Origin of the sequence: Pseudoalteromonas rubra (assembly GCF_000238295.3) — a bacterium.
Classification (GTDB): Bacteria; Pseudomonadota; Gammaproteobacteria; order Enterobacterales; family Alteromonadaceae; genus Pseudoalteromonas; species Pseudoalteromonas rubra.
The window spans coordinates 349,348-367,577 of the sequence record NZ_AHCD03000027.1; the positions used below are offsets into that span (position 1 = coordinate 349,348).

Genomic DNA, 18,230 nt, shown 5'->3' on the forward strand with positions numbered 1-18,230 from the left:
TTCAGTCCGGTGGTCACTTTGGTGGGCCATTGGCTGCGTCACCATCACGTAAATTGGAGTAATGTGAATGTTTGAAGTGAATCCTGTGATTAATCAAATCAAGGAAATTCGCGAGCGTACTGAACTTCTTCGGGGGTATCTTTGACTATGCTCTGAAACAAGAGCGCTTAGAAGAAGTTAATGCGGAACTGGAAGATCCAGCCGTCTGGAATGAGCCTGAGAAGGCACAGGCGCTGGGTCGCGAAAAATCCAGCCTGGAAACCATCGTTGAAACCATAGACAACCTGGTGAGCGGTGCAGATGATGCAGAGGGTCTGGTTGAGCTGGCTGTAGAAGCCGAAGACGAAGAGACTTTTGCTGAAGCTGAGCAGGAAGTACAGGGTCTGAATGCCCAGCTTGAAAAGCTGGAGTTCCGCCGCATGTTCTCTGGTGCTCAGGACAGCAACGATGCCTATCTTGATTTACAGGCAGGCTCCGGCGGTACTGAAGCTCAGGACTGGTGTAACATGTTGTTGCGTATGTATCTGCGCTGGGCTGAAGCGAAAGGCTTTAAAACCGAAATCGTTGAAGCAACCGATGGTGATGTGGCAGGTATCAAAGGGGCTACGCTGCGTGTAAGCGGCGAGTATGCTTATGGCTGGCTGCGCACAGAAACCGGTGTACATCGTCTGGTCCGCAAGAGCCCGTTCGACTCAGGCGGTCGTCGTCACACCTCGTTCGCCTCGGCATTCGTGTATCCGGAAATTGATGACAACATTGAGATTGACATCAACCCGGCAGATTTGCGTATCGACGTATATCGTGCCTCGGGTGCGGGTGGTCAGCACGTTAACCGGACAGAGTCTGCGGTACGTATTACGCACTTGCCAACGAACACTGTGGTGCAGTGTCAGAACGACCGTTCACAGCACAAAAACAAAGATCAGGCAATGAAACAGTTAAAAGCAAAACTGTTTGAACTTGAGCTGCAAAAGCAAAATGCTGAAAAGCAGGCTCAGGAAGATGCCAAATCTGACATCGGTTGGGGCAGCCAGATCCGTTCTTACGTACTGGATGACTCGCGTATTAAAGACCTGCGCACCGGTGTTGAGAACCGTAATACCCAGGCGGTATTGGACGGTGATCTAGACAAATTTATCGAAGCCAGCCTGAAATCAGGCCTATAATCAACAAGCTAAACTAAGAGCTAAAAAATGACAGAGCAAATCCAAGACGAGAATAAACTCATTGCTGAGCGTCGTGCTAAATTGGATGCAATTCGTGATAATTGCAGTGCCAATGGCCATCCGAACACCTTCCGCCGCGAAGACTATACGGCTGATCTACAGGCTAAGTTTGGTGATAAGTCTAAAGAAGAGCTGGTTGAGTTAGATCATCAGGTCTCTGTGGCTGGCCGTATCCTTGCTAAACGTGGGCCATTTTTGGTTCTGCAAGACATGAAAGGCCGTATCCAGGCTTACGCATCTAAAGATGTACAAAAAGAGTTGAAAGCCAAATATGGTCAGCTCGACATTGGTGACATCATTGGTGTGTCTGGTCCGCTGCACAAATCAGGTAAAGGTGACTTGTATGTTGATATGGTCCAGTATGAACTACTGACTAAATCGCTGCGTCCGCTACCAGAGAAATTCCATGGTTTAACGGATCAGGAAGCCAAGTATCGTCAACGTTACGTTGATCTGATCACTAACATGGAAACGCGTGAGACCTTCCGTATTCGCTCTAAAGTGATTGAAGGCATTCGTCGCTTCCTGGCTGAGCGTGACTTTATGGAAGTTGAAACGCCAATGCTACAAGTGATCCCTGGCGGTGCAACGGCACGTCCGTTTGTGACACATCACAATGCGCTGGACATCGACATGTATCTGCGTATCGCACCTGAGCTTTACCTGAAGCGCCTGGTGGTTGGTGGCTTTGACCGCGTTTTCGAGATCAACCGTAACTTCCGTAACGAAGGTCTGTCGACTCGTCACAACCCGGAATTCACCATGATTGAATTCTATCAGGCATACGCAGATTACAAAGATCTGATGAACCTGACAGAAGACATGCTGCGTACCGTTGCACAGGATGTACTGGGCACGACCATTGTGACTAATACCGTCAAGAACGCAGAAGGCGAAGTCCTTGAGACCATCGAGTACGACTTTGGTAAAGCGTTTGAGCGCCTTTCTATGGCTGATGCGATCATCAAATATGGTCCGGACGCTGAAGCCTCTGCACACATCTTTAAAGATCCAGAAAACCACTTTGACGAGTTGGTGGCATACGCGAAGAAAGTACACGTTAAGATCCCTGAAAAATGTGTATGGGGTGCCGGTAAGTTCTTATGTGAAATCTTTGAAGAAACCGCTGAGCACAAACTGATCCAGCCAACTTTCATCACGGAATACCCGTGGGAAGTATCACCGTTGGCACGTCGTAATGACGAAAACCCGTTTATCACTGATCGTTTTGAATTCTTCGTAGGTGGACGTGAACTGGCAAACGGCTTCTCAGAGCTCAATGATGCAGAAGATCAGGCTGCGCGTTTTGCGCGTCAGGTTGAAGAGAAAGACGCTGGTGACGATGAAGCAATGCACTTTGATGATGACTACATCCGCGCGTTGGAGTATGGCTTACCGCCAACGGCTGGTGAGGGGATTGGTATCGACCGTCTGGTGATGCTATTTACCGACTCTCCGACTATCAAAGACGTTATCCTGTTCCCACATATGCGACCTCAGGCTGACTAGTTCGGTTACATTGAATGTACAATTGAGAAAAGCGCCTTAGGCGCTTTTCTTTTATATGTGTAAGACATATCTGCTAAACGCCAGTTGAACTCTCAATATATTTATAAAACTTCAGTAAGAACAGGGGTTAGACACAGAGAAGGTGTACCGAAGTGCCGTTGGCGAATGGTTGCTAGTTGGGTACGACTGGCATATCAGACTTTTTAGCCTATACTACTTTGGTTATGAAAGGATGCAAATGAACTCAGACCATGTCGCAACAAAAATCAAAATCACAGCACGAACAAGCCAGGATGAACTATTGTCGTAGCTGTATCAGCGAATTTCAGCGTTTAGGCTATGTAGATGCCTTTATTACTGAAGAAAGCACGCGGAAGCAAACTCTTTTGGACCACTATAATATACAGTCAGGCCCTAAAAGTGACTAATTTATGACAAAATAATCGACAAAGTGCCTTAAAACAGACCAAGCTGAACAATCTATCACCATACAGTGCTTTTTTACAAGAAAAGTATTTGACATATTTTCACGGTTCTATATTATACGCCCCACAAAGACGGAGAGGTGGCCGAGTGGCTGAAGGCGCTCCCCTGCTAAGGGAGTATAGGGTTTGTAGCCCTATCGAGGGTTCGAATCCCTCCTTCTCCGCCATTTATTAAATGGTGTCTTTGTAATAAAACGGACGCGTAGCTCAGCTGGATAGAGTACCTGGCTACGAACCAGGCGGTCGGAGGTTCGAATCCTCCCGCGTCCGCCACTTTTCTTAAGTGGTTAAATAAAAAGAGGCACATATCAAGTGTTAAACATGATAAAACGGACGCGTAGCTCAGCTGGATAGAGTACCTGGCTACGAACCAGGCGGTCAGAGGTTCACTCTTCGTAAAATACATCCCGGTTCAGCACTTCTCTATGAAGTGAGTATTCAGCCGACGAGAGGCGGTTTTTTGTGTCTGTAATTTAGGTAGTTGTTTAAGCTGGATAGAGTACCTGACTACAAACCCGGCAGTTAAGGCCGAATTTGTAGGATTTCTTACGTCGTAAATATTTGCAAAGGTGGGTTATCGCACCGCACAATCTCGATACAGTTTGTTTTCCCCTAAGGACATTTGTGCGCCAGACTATCCATGCTTTTCTGATGCTAATGATCACCATCAATGTGTTTTTTTGCTCATATCAAACACGGGCAATTGAGGTTGCTGCCGAGCGCGGTGACCAGTACCTGCCAATGCTGAAAGGCAAACGGGTAGGTCTGGTGGTGAATCAAAGTGCCCGAGTACATGATCAACACTTGCTGGATTATCTCACAGACAATCAGGTGAATGTGGTCCGGATCTTTGCACCAGAGCATGGATTTCGGGGGAACAAAGGAGCAGGTGTTTACATCACAGATGGTAAAGACATAAAAACGGGCGTGCCAATCGTCTCCTTGTACGGTACGAACAAGAAACCAAAGCCAGCACAGCTTGCAGATATTGATATTTTAGTATTTGATATTCAGGATGTAGGTGTACGCTTTTACACCTACCTCAGCACATTGTTTCTAACGATGGAGGCCGCACAGCAAGAAGGTGTTAGCTATTTGGTGCTGGATCGGCCTAATCCGAATATTGCGTATGTTGATGGCCCAGTACTGGATGAACGCTTTCGCTCTTTTGTTGGTATGCTGCCTGTCCCTGTCTTGCATGGTATGACGCTGGGTGAGCTGGCCTTGATGACTGTCGGTGAGGGGTGGCTAGACAGCAGTGTAACGCTTGATCTGACAGTTTATTAAATGGTGTCTTTGTAATAAAACGGACGCGTAGCTCAGCTGGATAGAGTACCTGGCTACGAACCAGGCGGTCGGAGGTTCGAATCCTCCCGCGTCCGCCACTTTTCTTAAGTGGTTAAATAAAAAGAAGCACATATCAAGTGTTAAACATGATAAAACGGACGCGTAGCTCAGCTGGATAGAGTACCTGGCTACGAACCAGGCGGTCGGAGGTTCGAATCCTCCCGCGTCCGCCACTTTTCTTAAGTGGTTAAATAAAAAGAAGCACATATCAAGTGTTAAACATGATAAAACGGACGCGTAGCTCAGCTGGATAGAGTACCTGGCTACGAACCAGGCGGTCGGAGGTTCGAATCCTCCCGCGTCCGCCACTTCTCTTAAGTGGTTAAATAAAAAGAGGCACATATCAAGTGTTAAACATGATAAAACGGACGCGTAGCTCAGCTGGATAGAGTACCTGGCTACGAACCAGGCGGTCGGAGGTTCGCTCTTCGTAAAATACATCCCGGTTCAGCACTTCTCTATGAAGTGAGTATTCAGCCGACGAGAGGCGGTTTTTTGTGTCTGTAATTTAGGTAGTTGTTTAAGCTGGATAGAGTACCTGACTACAAACCCGGCAGTTAAGGCCGAATTTGTAGGATTTCTTACGTCGTAAATATTTGCAAAGGTGGGTTATCGCACCGCACAATCTCGATACAGTTTGTTTTCCCCTAAGGACATTTGTGCGCCAGACTATCCATGCTTTTCTGATGCTAATGATCACCATCAATGTGTTTTTTTGCTCATATCAAACACGGGCAATTGAGGTTGCTGCCGAGCGCGGTGACCAGTACCTGCCAATGCTGAAAGGCAAACGGGTAGGTCTGGTGGTGAATCAAAGTGCCCGAGTACATGATCAACACTTGCTGGATTATCTCACAGACAATCAGGTGAATGTGGTCCGGATCTTTGCACCAGAGCATGGATTTCGGGGGAACAAAGGAGCAGGTGTTTACATCACAGATGGTAAAGACATAAAAACGGGCGTGCCAATCGTCTCCTTGTACGGTACGAACAAGAAACCAAAGCCAGCACAGCTTGCAGATATTGATATTTTAGTATTTGATATTCAGGATGTAGGTGTACGCTTTTACACCTACCTCAGCACATTGTTTCTAACGATGGAGGCCGCACAGCAAGAAGGTGTTAGCTATACTTTGAGAAGTGAGCAATCAACCGACGAAAGTCGGTTTTTTTGTGTCTGAAATTTGGTGTAGTGTGGTACGGGTGGACACACGTCCATGTGAAGGGCTACCGGCTCGACTTCCATGTCTCGCGTTCAGCAAGCTGCGAAGCAGTGCTTCGGTCTTGCCTCACCCACTTCTACTTTCGGAAGTGAGCAATCAACCGACGAAAGTCGGTTTTTTTGTATCTGAAATTTGGAGTGAGTTACTTCAGCTGGATAGAGTACCTGGCTACGAACCAGGCGGTCAGAGGTTCACTCTTCGTAAAATACATCCCGGTTCAGCACTTCTCTATGAAGTGAGTATTCAGCCGACGAGAGGCGGTTTTTTGTGTCTGTAATTTAGGTAGTTGTTTAAGCTGGATAGAGTACCTGACTACAAACCCGGCAGTTAAGGCCGAATTTGTAGGATTTCTTACGTCGTAAATATTTGCAAAGGTGGGTTATCGCACCGCACAATCTCGATACAGTTTGTTTTCCCCTAAGGACATTTGTGCGCCAGACTATCCATGCTTTTCTGATGCTAATGATCACCATCAATGTGTTTTTTTGCTCATATCAAACACGGGCAATTGAGGTTGCTGCCGAGCGCGGTGACCAGTACCTGCCAATGCTGAAAGGCAAACGGGTAGGTCTGGTGGTGAATCAAAGTGCCCGAGTACATGATCAACACTTGCTGGATTATCTCACAGACAATCAGGTGAATGTGGTCCGGATCTTTGCACCAGAGCATGGATTTCGGGGGAACAAAGGAGCAGGTGTTTACATCACAGATGGTAAAGACATAAAAACGGGCGTGCCAATCGTCTCCTTGTACGGTACGAACAAGAAACCAAAGCCAGCACAGCTTGCAGATATTGATATTTTAGTATTTGATATTCAGGATGTAGGTGTACGCTTTTACACCTACCTCAGCACATTGTTTCTAACGATGGAGGCCGCACAGCAAGAAGGTGTTAGCTATTTGGTGCTGGATCGGCCTAATCCGAATATTGCGTATGTTGATGGCCCAGTACTGGATGAACGCTTTCGCTCTTTTGTTGGTATGCTGCCTGTCCCTGTCTTGCATGGTATGACGCTGGGTGAGCTGGCCTTGATGACTGTCGGTGAGGGGTGGCTAGACAGCAGTGTAACGCTTGATCTGACAGTTATCCCGGTTGCCAGTTATAGTGCAAAGGATGAATACAAGCTACCCATAGCACCGAGCCCCAACTTACCGAATCAGCGTGCTATTTATTTGTACCCTTCGTTATGTTTATTTGAGGCGACGCGCGTTTCTGTGGGTCGAGGCAGTGATTTTCCATTTCAGGTATTTGGTCATGATCAGGTCCGGCTTGGCACTTTGGCTTTTTCGCCACGTTCTATGCCCGGTGCAGCCATGCACCCTAAGTTAAAGGGCAAAATTGTCTATGCCAGAGACCTACGTCACTCTCAGCAACGGGGTCTGTCGTTAGGCTGGTTAGTGCAGGCACACAGTGCATTTGAGCAACACCCAGAGGCATTGATTAATTCACCGCGGTTCTTTGACAAACTGGCAGGCACTGATGTGATCCGCCTGGCATTGACACAGGGCCTGAAAGCACATCAGATAGAAGCCATCTGGGCACAGGAAGTACAGGCGTTTAAGACACGCCGCCTGCCTTACCTGCTGTATGAGCGGGATTAAAACGAACTCAGTCGTTAAAAATCGCGCGCATATTATCATTTGCCCGTTCAACCCGACGTTGCCAGTGCAAGTTTGACTGTGCCAGTGCAACAAAGAGCGTATCAATGAGGTAGCATTGGGATGCCCGGGTGAGTATCGCGCTGTGATTAACCGGCTCTGCCTCTTGTACAGTAAACAAGACGTGCTCTGCCATCTCACTGAGCTGAGAGTCGCCATAGCGCGTGATAGCAAACAAGCGACACTCATTGCGTTTTGCCTGCTCGGCCAGTTTCAGGAGAGTTTTTGTCTGACCTGAATTGCTGATCACAACCAGTAGATCTTCTTTGCCCATCGACGCAACATAGCTGGCAGCATTATATTCATCGCTGTGGCACACCGCAGAAATACCGACTTTTTGTAGTTTAAAGGCAAAATCTTGCGCAACAGACCAGGATGCACCTTTGGCGCAGATCAGCACTTTGCGTGCTGCTTTTAATGCCTGCACCGTGCGCTCAAATTCTGAGCCATTGTTAAGTTTCTGAGTTGCACTCAGCGTTTTGTGTTGATTGGCAATGAGTTTTTCGCTGATATCAGCCAGCGAATCATTTTGCTCAAACTGGGTGGAGCGGGATGCCTGATCAGAAGTTTGCTCATTCAGTGCATCCACAACCGCGAGTTTAAATGCCGGAAAACCCCGGTACCCCAATTTTTGTGCAAACTTTACGACACTGGACTGACTGACGCCGGCAGCCTTGGCCAGTTCAATGGACGATAAAGTGCGGATTTGGGTCCCCGAACTAAGGGTAAAGTCGGCGAGTTTTGCCTCACTTTGTGAGAGAGTTGGCCTTAATGCCTTTATTTTAATAAAAGTAGACATGCGCTTCACTTGGTAACCTGTACTGACAGAGATGTCCATATTATAGGTTCAAAGTGAACAATGTAATAGATCAGAAAGATATATTATTGCGCTTTTTAATCTGGTTGGTACCTAAAAAAGTTCTTTTTGTTGCGTTTGTAAATTCAGCTGCGAAAAGCTTGGTTTTTTCCCCGCAACTAATTAAGCTAACGGGTTTACAGCTTGATCTAATAATTAGTAATAGGGAACCTATGTCCTGGTATTCGATTTTACCGCCTTTGATAGCTATTGCCGTGGTGTTTTGGCGCAAAGAGGTCATTGTGGCGCTGATCCTGGCGTTGATCTCTTCGGAATTTCTGCTCGCGCTAAACGGTGGTGGTAACGCGCTATTTTCCACCTTTATTAATAGTATTGAGCGCATTGTGAGCGTTGCCACCTCTCCCGGAAACAGTCGAATTTTGCTGTTTAGTATCGTGATTGGTGCGCTACTGGCTTATATCAGAGAATCAGGTGGCGTCGGTGCGACAGTAAATAAACTGCTGAATATTGGCGTTGCGAAAAGCAAGCGCCAGGTTGGTCTGTTGACCATGTTCACGGGGATGGCCGTGTTTATTGAGTCGAACATGAGTGTGCTGACCTCAGGGATCGTATCCCGGGGCCTGTTTGATAAATTCAAAATGAGTCGCGCGCGTTTGGCTTATATTATCGACAGTACCAGTGCTCCTGTGTGTATTCTTATTCTGCTTAATGGCTGGGGCGCGTATGTGCTGGGTCTGTTGAGTAATTATGAGCTGGAGCAATCGGCGGTCAGTATTTTGTGGGGCAGTGTGGCATTTAATTTCTATGCCATCATTGCATTGTTGATTGTGTTTTACACCATAGTGTTTGACAAAGTGCATGGCCCAATGAAAGTGGCTGAACACGCGCTGGCGAAACAGGACCAGGAAATTGACAAAGGCCCGGCTGCCAGTAAAGCACGCTTTATGTTAGTACCACTGGCGACACTTATCATCAGTATGCTGGGTTTTATGTTGTGGACAGGTGGGGGTGAACTGGCTCAAGGCAGTGGCTCTAAATCGGTTTTGTATGCCACAGTGCTGGCAACAGCGGTAGCCTACTTACTGCTCCTTAAAGCTCGCCATTTTACGCATCAACAACTGGTTGACGTGGGCTTCAAAGGTATGGGAGAACTGCTGCCTCTGGTGAGTATCGTATTGCTGTCACTGACGCTGGGTGCAAGCTTAAAAGAGTTAGGCACTGGGGTGTTTGTTGCATCATTAGTGGGTGATTACTTACCGGTTTACTTCATTGTGCCTGTGTTGTTCCTAACCGGGGCTGTGATGTCGTTTACGACAGGCACATCCTGGGGCACCTTTGCTATTCTGATCCCGATAGGCGTACCATTGATCCAAACTCTGGGACTGCCACCATCGCTGGTTGTCGGCGCAATACTTAGCGGCGGGATTTTTGGCGATCATTGCTCACCGATTTCAGATACCAGCGCGGTGTCAGCATTGGCATCTGGTTGCGATCTGCTTACCCATGTGAAAACGCAACTTCCTTATGCGATGGTTGGTGGTGTACTGGCACTGATCAGCTTTTTCGTAGCCAGTATAGTGATGATTTAACAACCGCTTTTCGCCAGCCTTGCTCTGAGGCTGGCGAAGTTAAGGGCAGGCATATACTTTGCCTGGAGCCGCTGTGATGGTCGTTAAGTGACCATTTTTATTTTTATCCAGTGCTAACATCTGTCCTGGTGATATGCCTGACAATACGGCGTCGTCTTGTAATGCTGTGAGCACCGAGTGTTTAATTTCCAAAAGTGTTTTGCTGCGACAGTCGGCAACAAACCAGGTATTGGCGTCACTGTGAACAAGCCGCCCATAAAAGCGTTGTTCGCTCAGCTGTTGTTGCTGTTGTTTAAATTGCGCATCTAAAGTCTGTTTTTGAGCCCGAAGCTGAGTAACGTAGTGGCCCTGTTCGACGCTGTGGGTTTCAACCTGCTCATAATCATCAAAACTCAGGGCATACACAGCTTGAAGCGATTGCTGGCGATGCTCTTGAGATAGCATGACTGTCGCCAGTACCATGAGTGCCCCGCATGCTAAAACCCACTGACCTCTTTGCCACCAGCTGATCTGTTTCGCTGTGGTATTAGCTGCGCGACACACTTGCTTGAGCTGGCGCTGCTCAAGTGCCGAAGGCCTGTGCTGTTGCTTTGCGTGTTGATAGGCCTGCTTGAGCCGATCTGCCTGCGATTTGTCACTCATCATCTTCTCCTAATACGTGCTTAAGCGCTGTGCGGGCATAACGCAGGCGCGTTTTAATGGTTTCCTGCGGGGCGTCAGTGATACTGGCGATTTGTTGCAAGGAAAAACCTTCCAGTTGCAGGCTTATGGCTTCTCTTTGCTGTAGTGGCAGCAATAAAATCGCATCGTACAAGGATTGATGCGACTTTACAGTGTGCTCCGCCGGAACAGATAGTTGCTGTTCCGGGTGTTCTATATAGGCAAGCCGATTTTGCTTACGCAATTCGTCAATCAGCGCGTTTCGGGCCAGCTTGAATAAAAAGGCTTTCGGTGCCTGGCTGGTGTGATAAGCCTGACGTTTTTCAACGACGGTTAGCCAGGTTTTCTGACATATGTCTTTGGCCAGTTCGCTGTCACTTTGGGTTAGCAAAAAGTGATATAAATCGTGATTGTACTTGTCTATCGCCAGTTCCAGATACTTGTTGTCTCCGCTTAATTTAAACTCATATAAAGGGTCGGCAGGCTCGGGTTCGTTTGCCGACAGCCAGTTTTTTAAAGCAAGTAGCATAGGCAGGTCCTTGTTTTTATTGTCTGGTGCCTGGTTGCACCAGGAAAATAATCCCCGGTGCCCAGTCTAGATATTAATCTTGGTTGAGCTTGAACTCCAGCACGACTTTTTGTCCGGGCTGTCGCTGAGGCTGACCGTTCACCACCTGAGGGCGGTATTTCCAGCGCTTTAAAGCTTTTAATGCCTCACGGTTGAACACGCGTTTGGGTTCTGCATTGGCGACTCTGGCATCAACCACTTCGCCTGTTTCAGAAATTGTAAAGTGCAGCTCAACCCACCCTTGCGTGCCATCTCGTGCAGCCACAGTCGGATAGCGAGGCTCAATTCTGACGATGGGCGTAGCCTGCATATCGGTTGGTTTCATCGATGAGCCCATTTGTATAGGACCTGTCTCGACGACTGGTGCACCACCGAGTCCGTTTAACGCCATGGCTGGCGTTTCTGCATCCACTGTTGGTTTAGGCGGAGCTTTTGGCACAGATTTAGGCGGAGGGGGCAGTTTTTGGATTGTCTCAACAGGCGTATCTTGCTTTACTTCGGGAAGAAAAACGGGTGTATAGGTAATGGGGGCCTGTTTAAACTCAAGATCCTGACTGATTAAGTGCTGCATAAAAGCAAAGGCAGCAAAGGTGACGCCGCAGGCGCCCAAAAACGACAGTAATACCTTGTAAAGAGTCTGGTAAGGGCGAGGCGACTGTTCTGCTAGAAATTGACCGTTCATAAGCATGCTCCTGGATGATTTATCAGTAAAACGGGGCTGAGGTCAAAAAGGGGTGAACTAGTTAGCGATTTTTTTTCCGATTACGTTAGAATGCGCAAAATAACTGAACAGACCTACCTGATTATCTGGTCATCATAACAGGCCAAGCAGGGCGTAACAGCCTAGCCTGCGTGATAGTTTTACAGTATGTGGGAGAAAAGATGCAACTACTGGATATAGATAAAACACGTTACAGGAAACACCTGAACATAGTGATCGCAGCCTGCATTGCGGCCCTGGTCGCTGGCAGCTTAGGATTTGCCCGGATTTTGATTGTGGCTTTCCCGGATCCGGATGGGAGTCACTTCCATTGGAATCTGACAGGGGTTGTGCTGACGTGCGTAATAATCGCTGCGGTGCTTAAACAGGTGCAGTACCACCCGTTTATGTATGAAGTGAACTATGTCTGGCAGCTCAAACAGGCGCTGAACAAGGTTACCCGAAAAATGGCCAAAGTTAAGGTGGCTGCACAGCAGGGTGATGTCGATGCCATGCTTGCTATGCAGTTTAGTTACAGTGGCTCGCGCCAGTTATGGCAGCTTGACGATAATACATTGACAATGGAAGAGCTGGGTCTCTGGCAGGCAGAGCTCGATGTGCTGACCAAACAGTATCAGGTAACACTGGATTTAGCGCGATACGATTCAGCCCTGTTAGATAAGTTCTGAGGGCGATTCAATCAGGACAGTGGTTCAGTCAGAGTAACACTGAACCATGCAACCGTGTTTAATTGGAATAGAAGGTAAAATTATTTCTGGATGTCTTTTTAATGCTGTACATCGCGACGTCTGCACACTCCACCAGGCCTTTTAAGTTCTCTGCATGCTGAGGGAAGTGTGCAATGCCGATACTGGCACCCACAACCAGCTCGGTCTGTCCTTCACGATGTTCAAATGGCATGGGTTGATTGATTGCTTCGAGCAGTGCCTGAGCAAGGCGTGTCAGCTCTTGTTGAGTTATATCCAGCCTGGCAACCAAAAACTCATCTCCTCCCCAACGGCAAACCAGATCTGTGGTGCCCATAGTGTTAGATAATTGACTGGCTATGTGCTTAAGGAGTGCATCTCCGGCGTTGTGACCATACACGTCGTTGATTGGTTTAAACTTGTCCAAGTCTATGAGCAGTAAGCTAAATGTACATTGATTATCTATCCAGTCGAGTAACATGAGCTCTGCACCGTAGCGATTATACAGTCCAGTGAGGCTGTCTCTTTGGGCGCGCTTGTTGAGCTGGTTGAGCATGGTCTTACGCAGAGTAATGTCGGCAAGGAACACCTGAAAGTACCATTTTCCGTCGCTGAGTGTATTAAGTACGATAATGCTCAACCACACCGTGGTTTGAGTCAGGGGATTAATGAATTCAAATTCAGACTGCATCACCTGTTTTTGTTTGATGCTGTTTTCAGTGAAGGTGTAGAGAATATCCGGGGTTTTACAATACAGCCCCAAATTTTCCGGAAATCGCTCATCTATGTCTACGCCCATACCAACCAGTAGATCTTTTGCAGCGTCGTTGATCAATAAAATATCGCCTTCGTCTTTAACCAGTAGAGTGGGCGAAGACGACTGCTCAAACATCAACCTAAAGCGTTTTTCCAGCTCCACGACTTCTGCTCTGAGGCTACGTTCTTGTTCAAATAGCACCTCAGCTTTGTCCAGCAGGGTATTGATCCCCAGCTCGATACGGCCTATCTCATTATGATGGGCGTGCTTGTCTACTTGCAGACGCTGAGCACTGCCCGGGAGAATTTTCGCCAATTGTTTGCCGAGATGATTCAATGGTCGGGTAACTTGCCAATAAACCAGGGTCGTCAGTAGGATTATGATGGGGAGGATCACAACCAGCATGGTTCTCACGCCGCCCAGTGCGATATTTTGTGCGTTCTGTTCAATAATTTGGGTATTTGGCGCGATATGTATTAAGCCGATGTGCTCGGAGAGAAAAAAAGGGTTAACCAGTTTGATTTGAATGCTGCCCGGACCACTGTGTAAGATGCTCTTGGCCAGCAAAGTATCTTTACTTACGAGTGCCGCTGATAAAATAATATCGTTGCTCACCAGCCCGTTAACGACTTCTGTGGCGAGATCTTTGTCTTCAAGATAGGCGGCGATAGACGCAGTGGACGACACGGTTTTCCCTATTTGCATAACTGTGTCGCTGGCACGGGCCAGCTCTTCATCAAACACATGCCGATAATATAGCTTTGCGTAGATCACACTGAAAAGCAGCGTCACCAGACTCAGTAAAAGGGTTAGCCGTGTGATCAAACTGTGTTTATTGAACAAAACGATACACCACTTTAACGTCCTCAGTAACCGCAGTTGCGGGCACATAACCTATTGCATCGGGCGTAGATGCGACTTCTTCAAGTATAGCGTCGATTGATTGATATGCTTGTGGAAAAGAGGCCTTACCACTAAATTTTACTTGTGACCAGTATGCATTTATCTGATTAATAGGACGCCCTGTTAACGAAGTCAGAAAAAAAGTGCGTAATGGGTGTCCCTGCTCATAGTCCAGGACCTTAGCCAAGGTGCCGTCCGGAAAGGCGGTGTATTTGCCCATATAAAGATCAACCAGCTGATGCTGGGAGATCTGCTTATTCGGGTTGTCTTTGTGTACAATCACCACCAAAGGGTCAGTTGCGCCAGCGGTAAAGCTGGTGAATAGCGTCACGCATAAGATCAATCTGAAGAATACCCGCAGCCTTGTCAGGTTACGCTGAATACTTGATAGTACTTGTCGCCGCATCAGAACACCCAATTCAGACTGAGTCCAAGTGACTGAAAATACCTATCATGATCTCCAGACGATAAGTTTTTGTGGAGGTAAAAGGCCGACGGTAAGTGGTTGGCCTGGGTGTGATCAAGTTGGATTTTCGCCGCAAGTGTGGAAGTCAGATCGCGTCGCCAGCTTACCGACCAGGTATGCTGATCTATCAGGTAAAAATTGGTGTGACGGATCACGCCATGATAGAGGGCATCGAGCTGGGGTGTAGTCAGTAAAGGCCCCGGGTCAACACGATTGTTAGATTTTGCTGCGCTGAGTGTCAGTAACCAGGTGTCGTCGCCCAGGTGTGTGCCGACACTGATGTAGCCAGCTTTTAAATGATTGAGCACCTCAGAATCTGAATCGATATAGGCAAGCTCACTTTGTAAAATCCAGTGGCTGTTGTCGTAATTAGCGCCGAGTGTAAAGTAGTTAAACCGTTTGCCCTTTATTTGCAAAGATTCGATCAATGCCTGGCGTGTCGGCCAGACAGCGTCTGGTATTTGCTGTAACGCACTGAGTAGTTGCACCTGCTGGGCATTCGTGTTGCCGGCTTGGGTGGTGGTGAAATTGCTGCGTAGCAACCAGTTTTGGGCCTGCAGCGACAGGCTCATTCCATATATCGATTTAAGTTCAACATCCCAGATAAAATCCTCGTCACTGACGATCGGTGCATTTGAACGCCCGGCGAACAATTTGTAAGTCAGGACACTTTGCTCAAGTGGATAGGTATAAGTGACATCAATGCCATCCAGGTTCTGATGTGGCACCACCGCGTAAAACTCGGTGGGTGGATGGCCGTAATTAAATGCAAAGCCAATATCCCGATACTCCGTCATCATATAGAGGTCGAGACCTGTTCGGCCAATGCGAAATTGCCAGTTGGGTGTCAGGGTGTAGCGAGCAAAAGCCATTTGAATGAGGTAATCAAGCTTGTATTCTTTGCGCTCTTTGAGCACAGTTTGCGCCACCCACTGCAGTTGTGAAGATGACTGCCATTCGAACTGTAAGCCAATGGAAGAGTTGGCAAAGCTAGGCTCACCTAAATAGCTGGCGTCGGGTTGCGAGATCACATGTCGGATCCCGGCTGTCTGAGAGTTACTGATGTTGATATCTAATGTGGCAAAGCCATCCACTTTTAACTGATCTGCCTGTGCAGGTAGCGCAAGGCACCAGATCAGGGATAAAAACATCACAATTTTCGAGCGCATCAGTTACCATTAAGATATTATTTCAGTAGAAAATGCACAAGTGCGAGTGGCACCGGGCAGTTCTGATATCAAACCCGCTTAATAAAGTAGCCAATCTTACAATGAGGAAAGCACGGCAATAATGCAGTAAAAGTTTTCTATTTATTTGTTATAAATAAGAAATTTTTAATATGTAAGTGCCTGCTATATTCTCTCGGATCGGTTGTAAATTAATCTGGTCTGATATTAATAGCCTAGCGGTGTTCGGTGTATTTGCCAGTATTTAGTCTGAGGACTTGTAACTGGGTGACTTAACCACCATATAGTCAGTTACAATATTTTTTGTGATATTATCACATTTTTGCAATTAGGTATTTTGTAGTCGTGGCACAAGTAAGAGCAAGAGTTGAGCTGAATGTTGGGCAGCGTAGTCATATTCCCGCAGAAATCGTCTCATTTGAAGGGTTACAGGATGGCCAGGAACACGTTGCCCTGGTGTTTAATCGTGCCGATAGCGAGCAATCAGTACCGCTGATCAGAATGCATTCAGAATGTTTAACAGGTGACGTATTCCATTCGTCACGGTGTGATTGTGGTGAACAGCTTAATGAAAGCATCGAAGCGATGCATCAGCAAGGCGGTGTGCTGCTATATTTACGTCAGGAAGGCAGAGGGATTGGGCTATATAATAAGATCGACGCATATGTGCTCCAGTCACAAGGCATGAATACCTATGAAGCAAATAATCACCTTGGGTTCGATGATGACTTGCGTGACTTTTCAGATGCGGTACTGATGTTGCAGGCACTTGGTCTGGATCACGTTCGCCTGATGACCAATAACCCCCGTAAGCTTAACGCGCTCAGAGATGCCGGGATTGAGGTTGAGGAAGTGGTGGGTACGCACGCGCATGTTAAAGTCGGTGTGGCCGGAAATAAAAATTACCTAGAGACTAAAGTAAAACATGGCTCACACATGTTAGACATAAAAAAGATCAAAAAGCCGGATGAAATCTAGGCTGTTAGCAACCCTCTGGTCGGTCGGTTTTGTCGATTGACCAGTATCGACTCAGATGTTGTAGGTAACGAGTTGAAAATTCCCCCATCTGACCTTTTAAGTCCTTCCTTGACCCAGTATAATCGGTCTGTTTCACAATGAATTGATGAATATGCCAACAGAATTTAAAACGTTTACCGCAGGGTTTGGCTTGCAATGGCTTAAAGCCGGGTGGATTATTTTCAAGTCCCAACCTTTTACCTTTGTCATGATGTACCTGCTCATGGTTGTTGTGAGTCTGGTGCCTTTTGTCTTTCCGCCATTGCAGCTCGCGGCTGTACTGGTGTCGCCTTTTCTGACCGCAGGTTTTTATCTGGCAGTGGTGAAAAAACAGCAGGGTGAGGCGATTACACTGGCCGATATCTTAGTGCCCTTTTCAACCAAAGGTCGTCGTTTGAACTTGTTCCGCTTTGGGTTGTACCAAATGGGGGTTGCGCTGTTACTGAGTGCTCTGTTGGGCATATTGTTTGGCCCTGCACTGGAAGTATTACAAAGCGTCAATGAACAGAGCGATGAAACGCAAGTGCTGGCGCAAGTTATAGCGCAGATTACCTTTGCAGATATCGCGATTTTTGTCGTTATACAATCACTGGCGATGATGGCCTTTGCTTATGCGTTACCGCTGGTGTTCTTCCGCGATGAACCCCGTATTATTCAGGCGATGAAGCAATCTTTGCTGGTGTTTTACCGCAATATGGCACCGCTGACAGTATTTGGGTTTTTGGTGGCGCTGTTAATGCTGCTATCAGTCCCGATGTCGCTGGTACCTCTGTTGGTGGTGATGCCCATTGCATACATCGGGTTTTTTGTCTCGTTTCAGGCCATCATGTCTGTCTCTGAGCCACCCGCATCAAGTGACGATACACCACCGCAGCAGCAACAGCAAAGCGGTCGGTTTGACGCCTGATGGATCAACAAGAGCATGAGAAAAAGCTGAAAAACTATGCGCTGTGGCTTTTGTCCAGGCAGGAGTATTCACGTCAGTTAATTGCTCAGAAGTTACGGGCAAAAGACGCAGAAGAGGCGTATATTACACGCTTACTTGACTGGCTTGAGTCGCTTGGTTATCTGGACGATAAACGCTATTGCGCCAGTTTCTTGTCGCAACAAGTGGCCAAGGGGCTCGGCGAAAAACGTGTTATGATGGACGCGCAACGCAAAGGTGTCGACAAATCATATTTACAGCACTTAATAGAAGAACAAGAAGTCGACTGGTTTAGCGTGGCGTTGCGTGCCTACGAGAAAAAGTACAGCCGGTCGACAAATCAATTAGATTATAAAGAGAAGTCAAAACGTATTCGCTACATGATGTCGCGCGGATTTCGTTATGACGAAATAGATTATGCTATCGAGGCACACTCACACGGTGAGTAATGCCTGTCACTACAGCAGCAATAAAGGGTAATGAGC

At 47.3% G+C, this 18,230-nt stretch carries 17 protein-coding genes and 5 tRNA genes; 15 read left to right on the forward strand and 7 right to left on the reverse strand.

Translation table 11 applies throughout. From position 1 onward, the window contains the following. Nucleotides 1-67 precede the first annotated feature (67 nt). The 10 genes from prfB to PRUB_RS05930 all read left to right on the forward strand — a co-directional run bounded on the left by prfB (nucleotide 68) and on the right by PRUB_RS05930 (nucleotide 7,392). Nucleotides 68-1,166 (forward strand): peptide chain release factor 2 gene (gene prfB, locus PRUB_RS05885; RefSeq protein ID WP_125562743.1). Its coding sequence is split into 2 segments (ribosomal slippage): nucleotides 68-142 and nucleotides 144-1,166, totalling 1,098 coding nucleotides; the frame shifts between segments, so codons are not numbered across the junction. Between the two features lie 27 nt (nucleotides 1,167-1,193). Continuing rightward, nucleotides 1,194-2,735, forward strand: a complete 1,542-nt coding sequence (gene lysS / locus PRUB_RS05890) for a lysine--tRNA ligase (RefSeq protein WP_010386862.1) — start codon at nucleotides 1,194-1,196, stop codon at nucleotides 2,733-2,735. Between the two features lie 559 nt (nucleotides 2,736-3,294). After that, a tRNA-Ser gene (locus PRUB_RS05895) sits at nucleotides 3,295-3,387 on the forward strand. Nucleotides 3,388-3,416: 29 nt separating this feature from the next. Then, nucleotides 3,417-3,493: transfer RNA gene (locus tag PRUB_RS05900), tRNA-Arg, on the forward strand. A 351-nt stretch (nucleotides 3,494-3,844) separates the two neighbouring features. Beyond that, the gene (locus PRUB_RS05905; protein WP_242065219.1) at nucleotides 3,845-4,507 is read left to right on the forward strand and encodes an exo-beta-N-acetylmuramidase NamZ family protein; all 663 of its coding nucleotides are present in this window, start codon (nucleotides 3,845-3,847) and stop codon (nucleotides 4,505-4,507) included. A gap of 21 nt (nucleotides 4,508-4,528) precedes the next feature. Then, nucleotides 4,529-4,605 (forward strand) — tRNA-Arg (locus PRUB_RS05910). Between the two features lie 58 nt (nucleotides 4,606-4,663). Continuing rightward, a tRNA-Arg gene (locus tag PRUB_RS05915) sits at nucleotides 4,664-4,740 on the forward strand. A 58-nt stretch (nucleotides 4,741-4,798) separates the two neighbouring features. After that, nucleotides 4,799-4,875: transfer RNA gene (locus PRUB_RS05920), tRNA-Arg, on the forward strand. A gap of 351 nt (nucleotides 4,876-5,226) precedes the next feature. Then, entirely contained in the window at nucleotides 5,227-5,748 is a 522-nt protein-coding gene (locus PRUB_RS05925) for an exo-beta-N-acetylmuramidase NamZ domain-containing protein (RefSeq protein WP_242065220.1), read from the forward strand. 498 nt (nucleotides 5,749-6,246) lie between these two features. Further along, nucleotides 6,247-7,392, forward strand: a complete 1,146-nt coding sequence (locus tag PRUB_RS05930) for an exo-beta-N-acetylmuramidase NamZ family protein (protein ID WP_155946434.1) — start codon at nucleotides 6,247-6,249, stop codon at nucleotides 7,390-7,392. A gap of 7 nt (nucleotides 7,393-7,399) precedes the next feature. Here the strand turns inward: PRUB_RS05930 and PRUB_RS05935 are convergent, their stop codons facing one another. Continuing rightward, nucleotides 7,400-8,248 (reverse strand): MurR/RpiR family transcriptional regulator, encoded by an 849-nt coding sequence (locus PRUB_RS05935; protein ID WP_040645764.1) that lies wholly within the window; start codon nucleotides 8,246-8,248, stop codon nucleotides 7,400-7,402. Between the two features lie 230 nt (nucleotides 8,249-8,478). Between PRUB_RS05935 and PRUB_RS05940 the strand changes: the two genes are divergently transcribed. Continuing rightward, nucleotides 8,479-9,855, forward strand: coding sequence for a Na+/H+ antiporter NhaC family protein (locus PRUB_RS05940; RefSeq protein ID WP_010386858.1), 1,377 nt, complete (start codon nucleotides 8,479-8,481; stop codon nucleotides 9,853-9,855). A 39-nt stretch (nucleotides 9,856-9,894) separates the two neighbouring features. Here PRUB_RS05940 and PRUB_RS05945 read toward each other — a convergent pair whose 3' ends face one another. The 3 genes from PRUB_RS05945 to PRUB_RS05955 all read right to left on the reverse strand — a co-directional run bounded on the left by PRUB_RS05945 (nucleotide 9,895) and on the right by PRUB_RS05955 (nucleotide 11,765). After that, nucleotides 9,895-10,497: a hypothetical protein gene (locus PRUB_RS05945; protein WP_010386856.1), complete on the reverse strand. Its 603-nt coding sequence runs from the start codon at nucleotides 10,495-10,497 to the stop codon at nucleotides 9,895-9,897. Beyond that, nucleotides 10,490-11,044 carry an RNA polymerase sigma factor gene (locus tag PRUB_RS05950; protein ID WP_010386853.1) on the reverse strand — a complete coding sequence of 185 codons (555 nt, stop codon included), beginning with the start codon at nucleotides 11,042-11,044 and terminating at the stop codon, nucleotides 10,490-10,492. Before PRUB_RS05950 ends, PRUB_RS05945 begins: the two co-directional genes overlap by 8 nt. A gap of 73 nt (nucleotides 11,045-11,117) precedes the next feature. After that, nucleotides 11,118-11,765, reverse strand: coding sequence for an energy transducer TonB (locus tag PRUB_RS05955; RefSeq protein ID WP_010386851.1), 648 nt, complete (start codon nucleotides 11,763-11,765; stop codon nucleotides 11,118-11,120). Between the two features lie 200 nt (nucleotides 11,766-11,965). Between PRUB_RS05955 and PRUB_RS05960 the strand changes: the two genes are divergently transcribed. Next, entirely contained in the window at nucleotides 11,966-12,472 is a 507-nt protein-coding gene (locus PRUB_RS05960) for a DUF3087 domain-containing protein (RefSeq protein ID WP_010386849.1), read from the forward strand. A gap of 58 nt (nucleotides 12,473-12,530) precedes the next feature. Here PRUB_RS05960 and PRUB_RS05965 read toward each other — a convergent pair whose 3' ends face one another. From PRUB_RS05965 to PRUB_RS05975, 3 genes are read right to left on the reverse strand one after another with little or no spacing between them, the layout of a single operon-like run. Next, nucleotides 12,531-14,090 (reverse strand): sensor domain-containing diguanylate cyclase, encoded by a 1,560-nt coding sequence (locus PRUB_RS05965; protein WP_010386846.1) that lies wholly within the window; start codon nucleotides 14,088-14,090, stop codon nucleotides 12,531-12,533. Continuing rightward, a complete protein-coding gene (locus tag PRUB_RS05970) occupies nucleotides 14,080-14,556 on the reverse strand; it encodes a type 2 periplasmic-binding domain-containing protein (RefSeq protein WP_010386845.1) in 477 nt (158 codons plus the stop codon). Before PRUB_RS05970 ends, PRUB_RS05965 begins: the two co-directional genes overlap by 11 nt. Then, nucleotides 14,556-15,785, reverse strand: a complete 1,230-nt coding sequence (locus PRUB_RS05975) for a hypothetical protein (protein ID WP_010386844.1) — start codon at nucleotides 15,783-15,785, stop codon at nucleotides 14,556-14,558. The genes PRUB_RS05970 and PRUB_RS05975 overlap by 1 nt, the downstream gene beginning before the upstream one ends. 363 nt (nucleotides 15,786-16,148) lie before the next feature. On the opposite strand from PRUB_RS05975, the gene PRUB_RS05980 reads away from it, so the two are divergent. The 3 genes from PRUB_RS05980 to PRUB_RS05990 all read left to right on the forward strand — a co-directional run bounded on the left by PRUB_RS05980 (nucleotide 16,149) and on the right by PRUB_RS05990 (nucleotide 18,194). Further along, a complete protein-coding gene (locus tag PRUB_RS05980) occupies nucleotides 16,149-16,781 on the forward strand; it encodes a GTP cyclohydrolase II (RefSeq protein WP_010386843.1) in 633 nt (210 codons plus the stop codon). Nucleotides 16,782-16,932: 151 nt separating this feature from the next. Then, the gene (locus tag PRUB_RS05985; protein WP_010386842.1) at nucleotides 16,933-17,727 is read left to right on the forward strand and encodes a BPSS1780 family membrane protein; all 795 of its coding nucleotides are present in this window, start codon (nucleotides 16,933-16,935) and stop codon (nucleotides 17,725-17,727) included. Beyond that, nucleotides 17,727-18,194: a regulatory protein RecX gene (locus PRUB_RS05990; RefSeq protein ID WP_010386841.1), complete on the forward strand. Its 468-nt coding sequence runs from the start codon at nucleotides 17,727-17,729 to the stop codon at nucleotides 18,192-18,194. The genes PRUB_RS05985 and PRUB_RS05990 overlap by 1 nt, the downstream gene beginning before the upstream one ends. Nucleotides 18,195-18,230 lie beyond the last annotated feature (36 nt).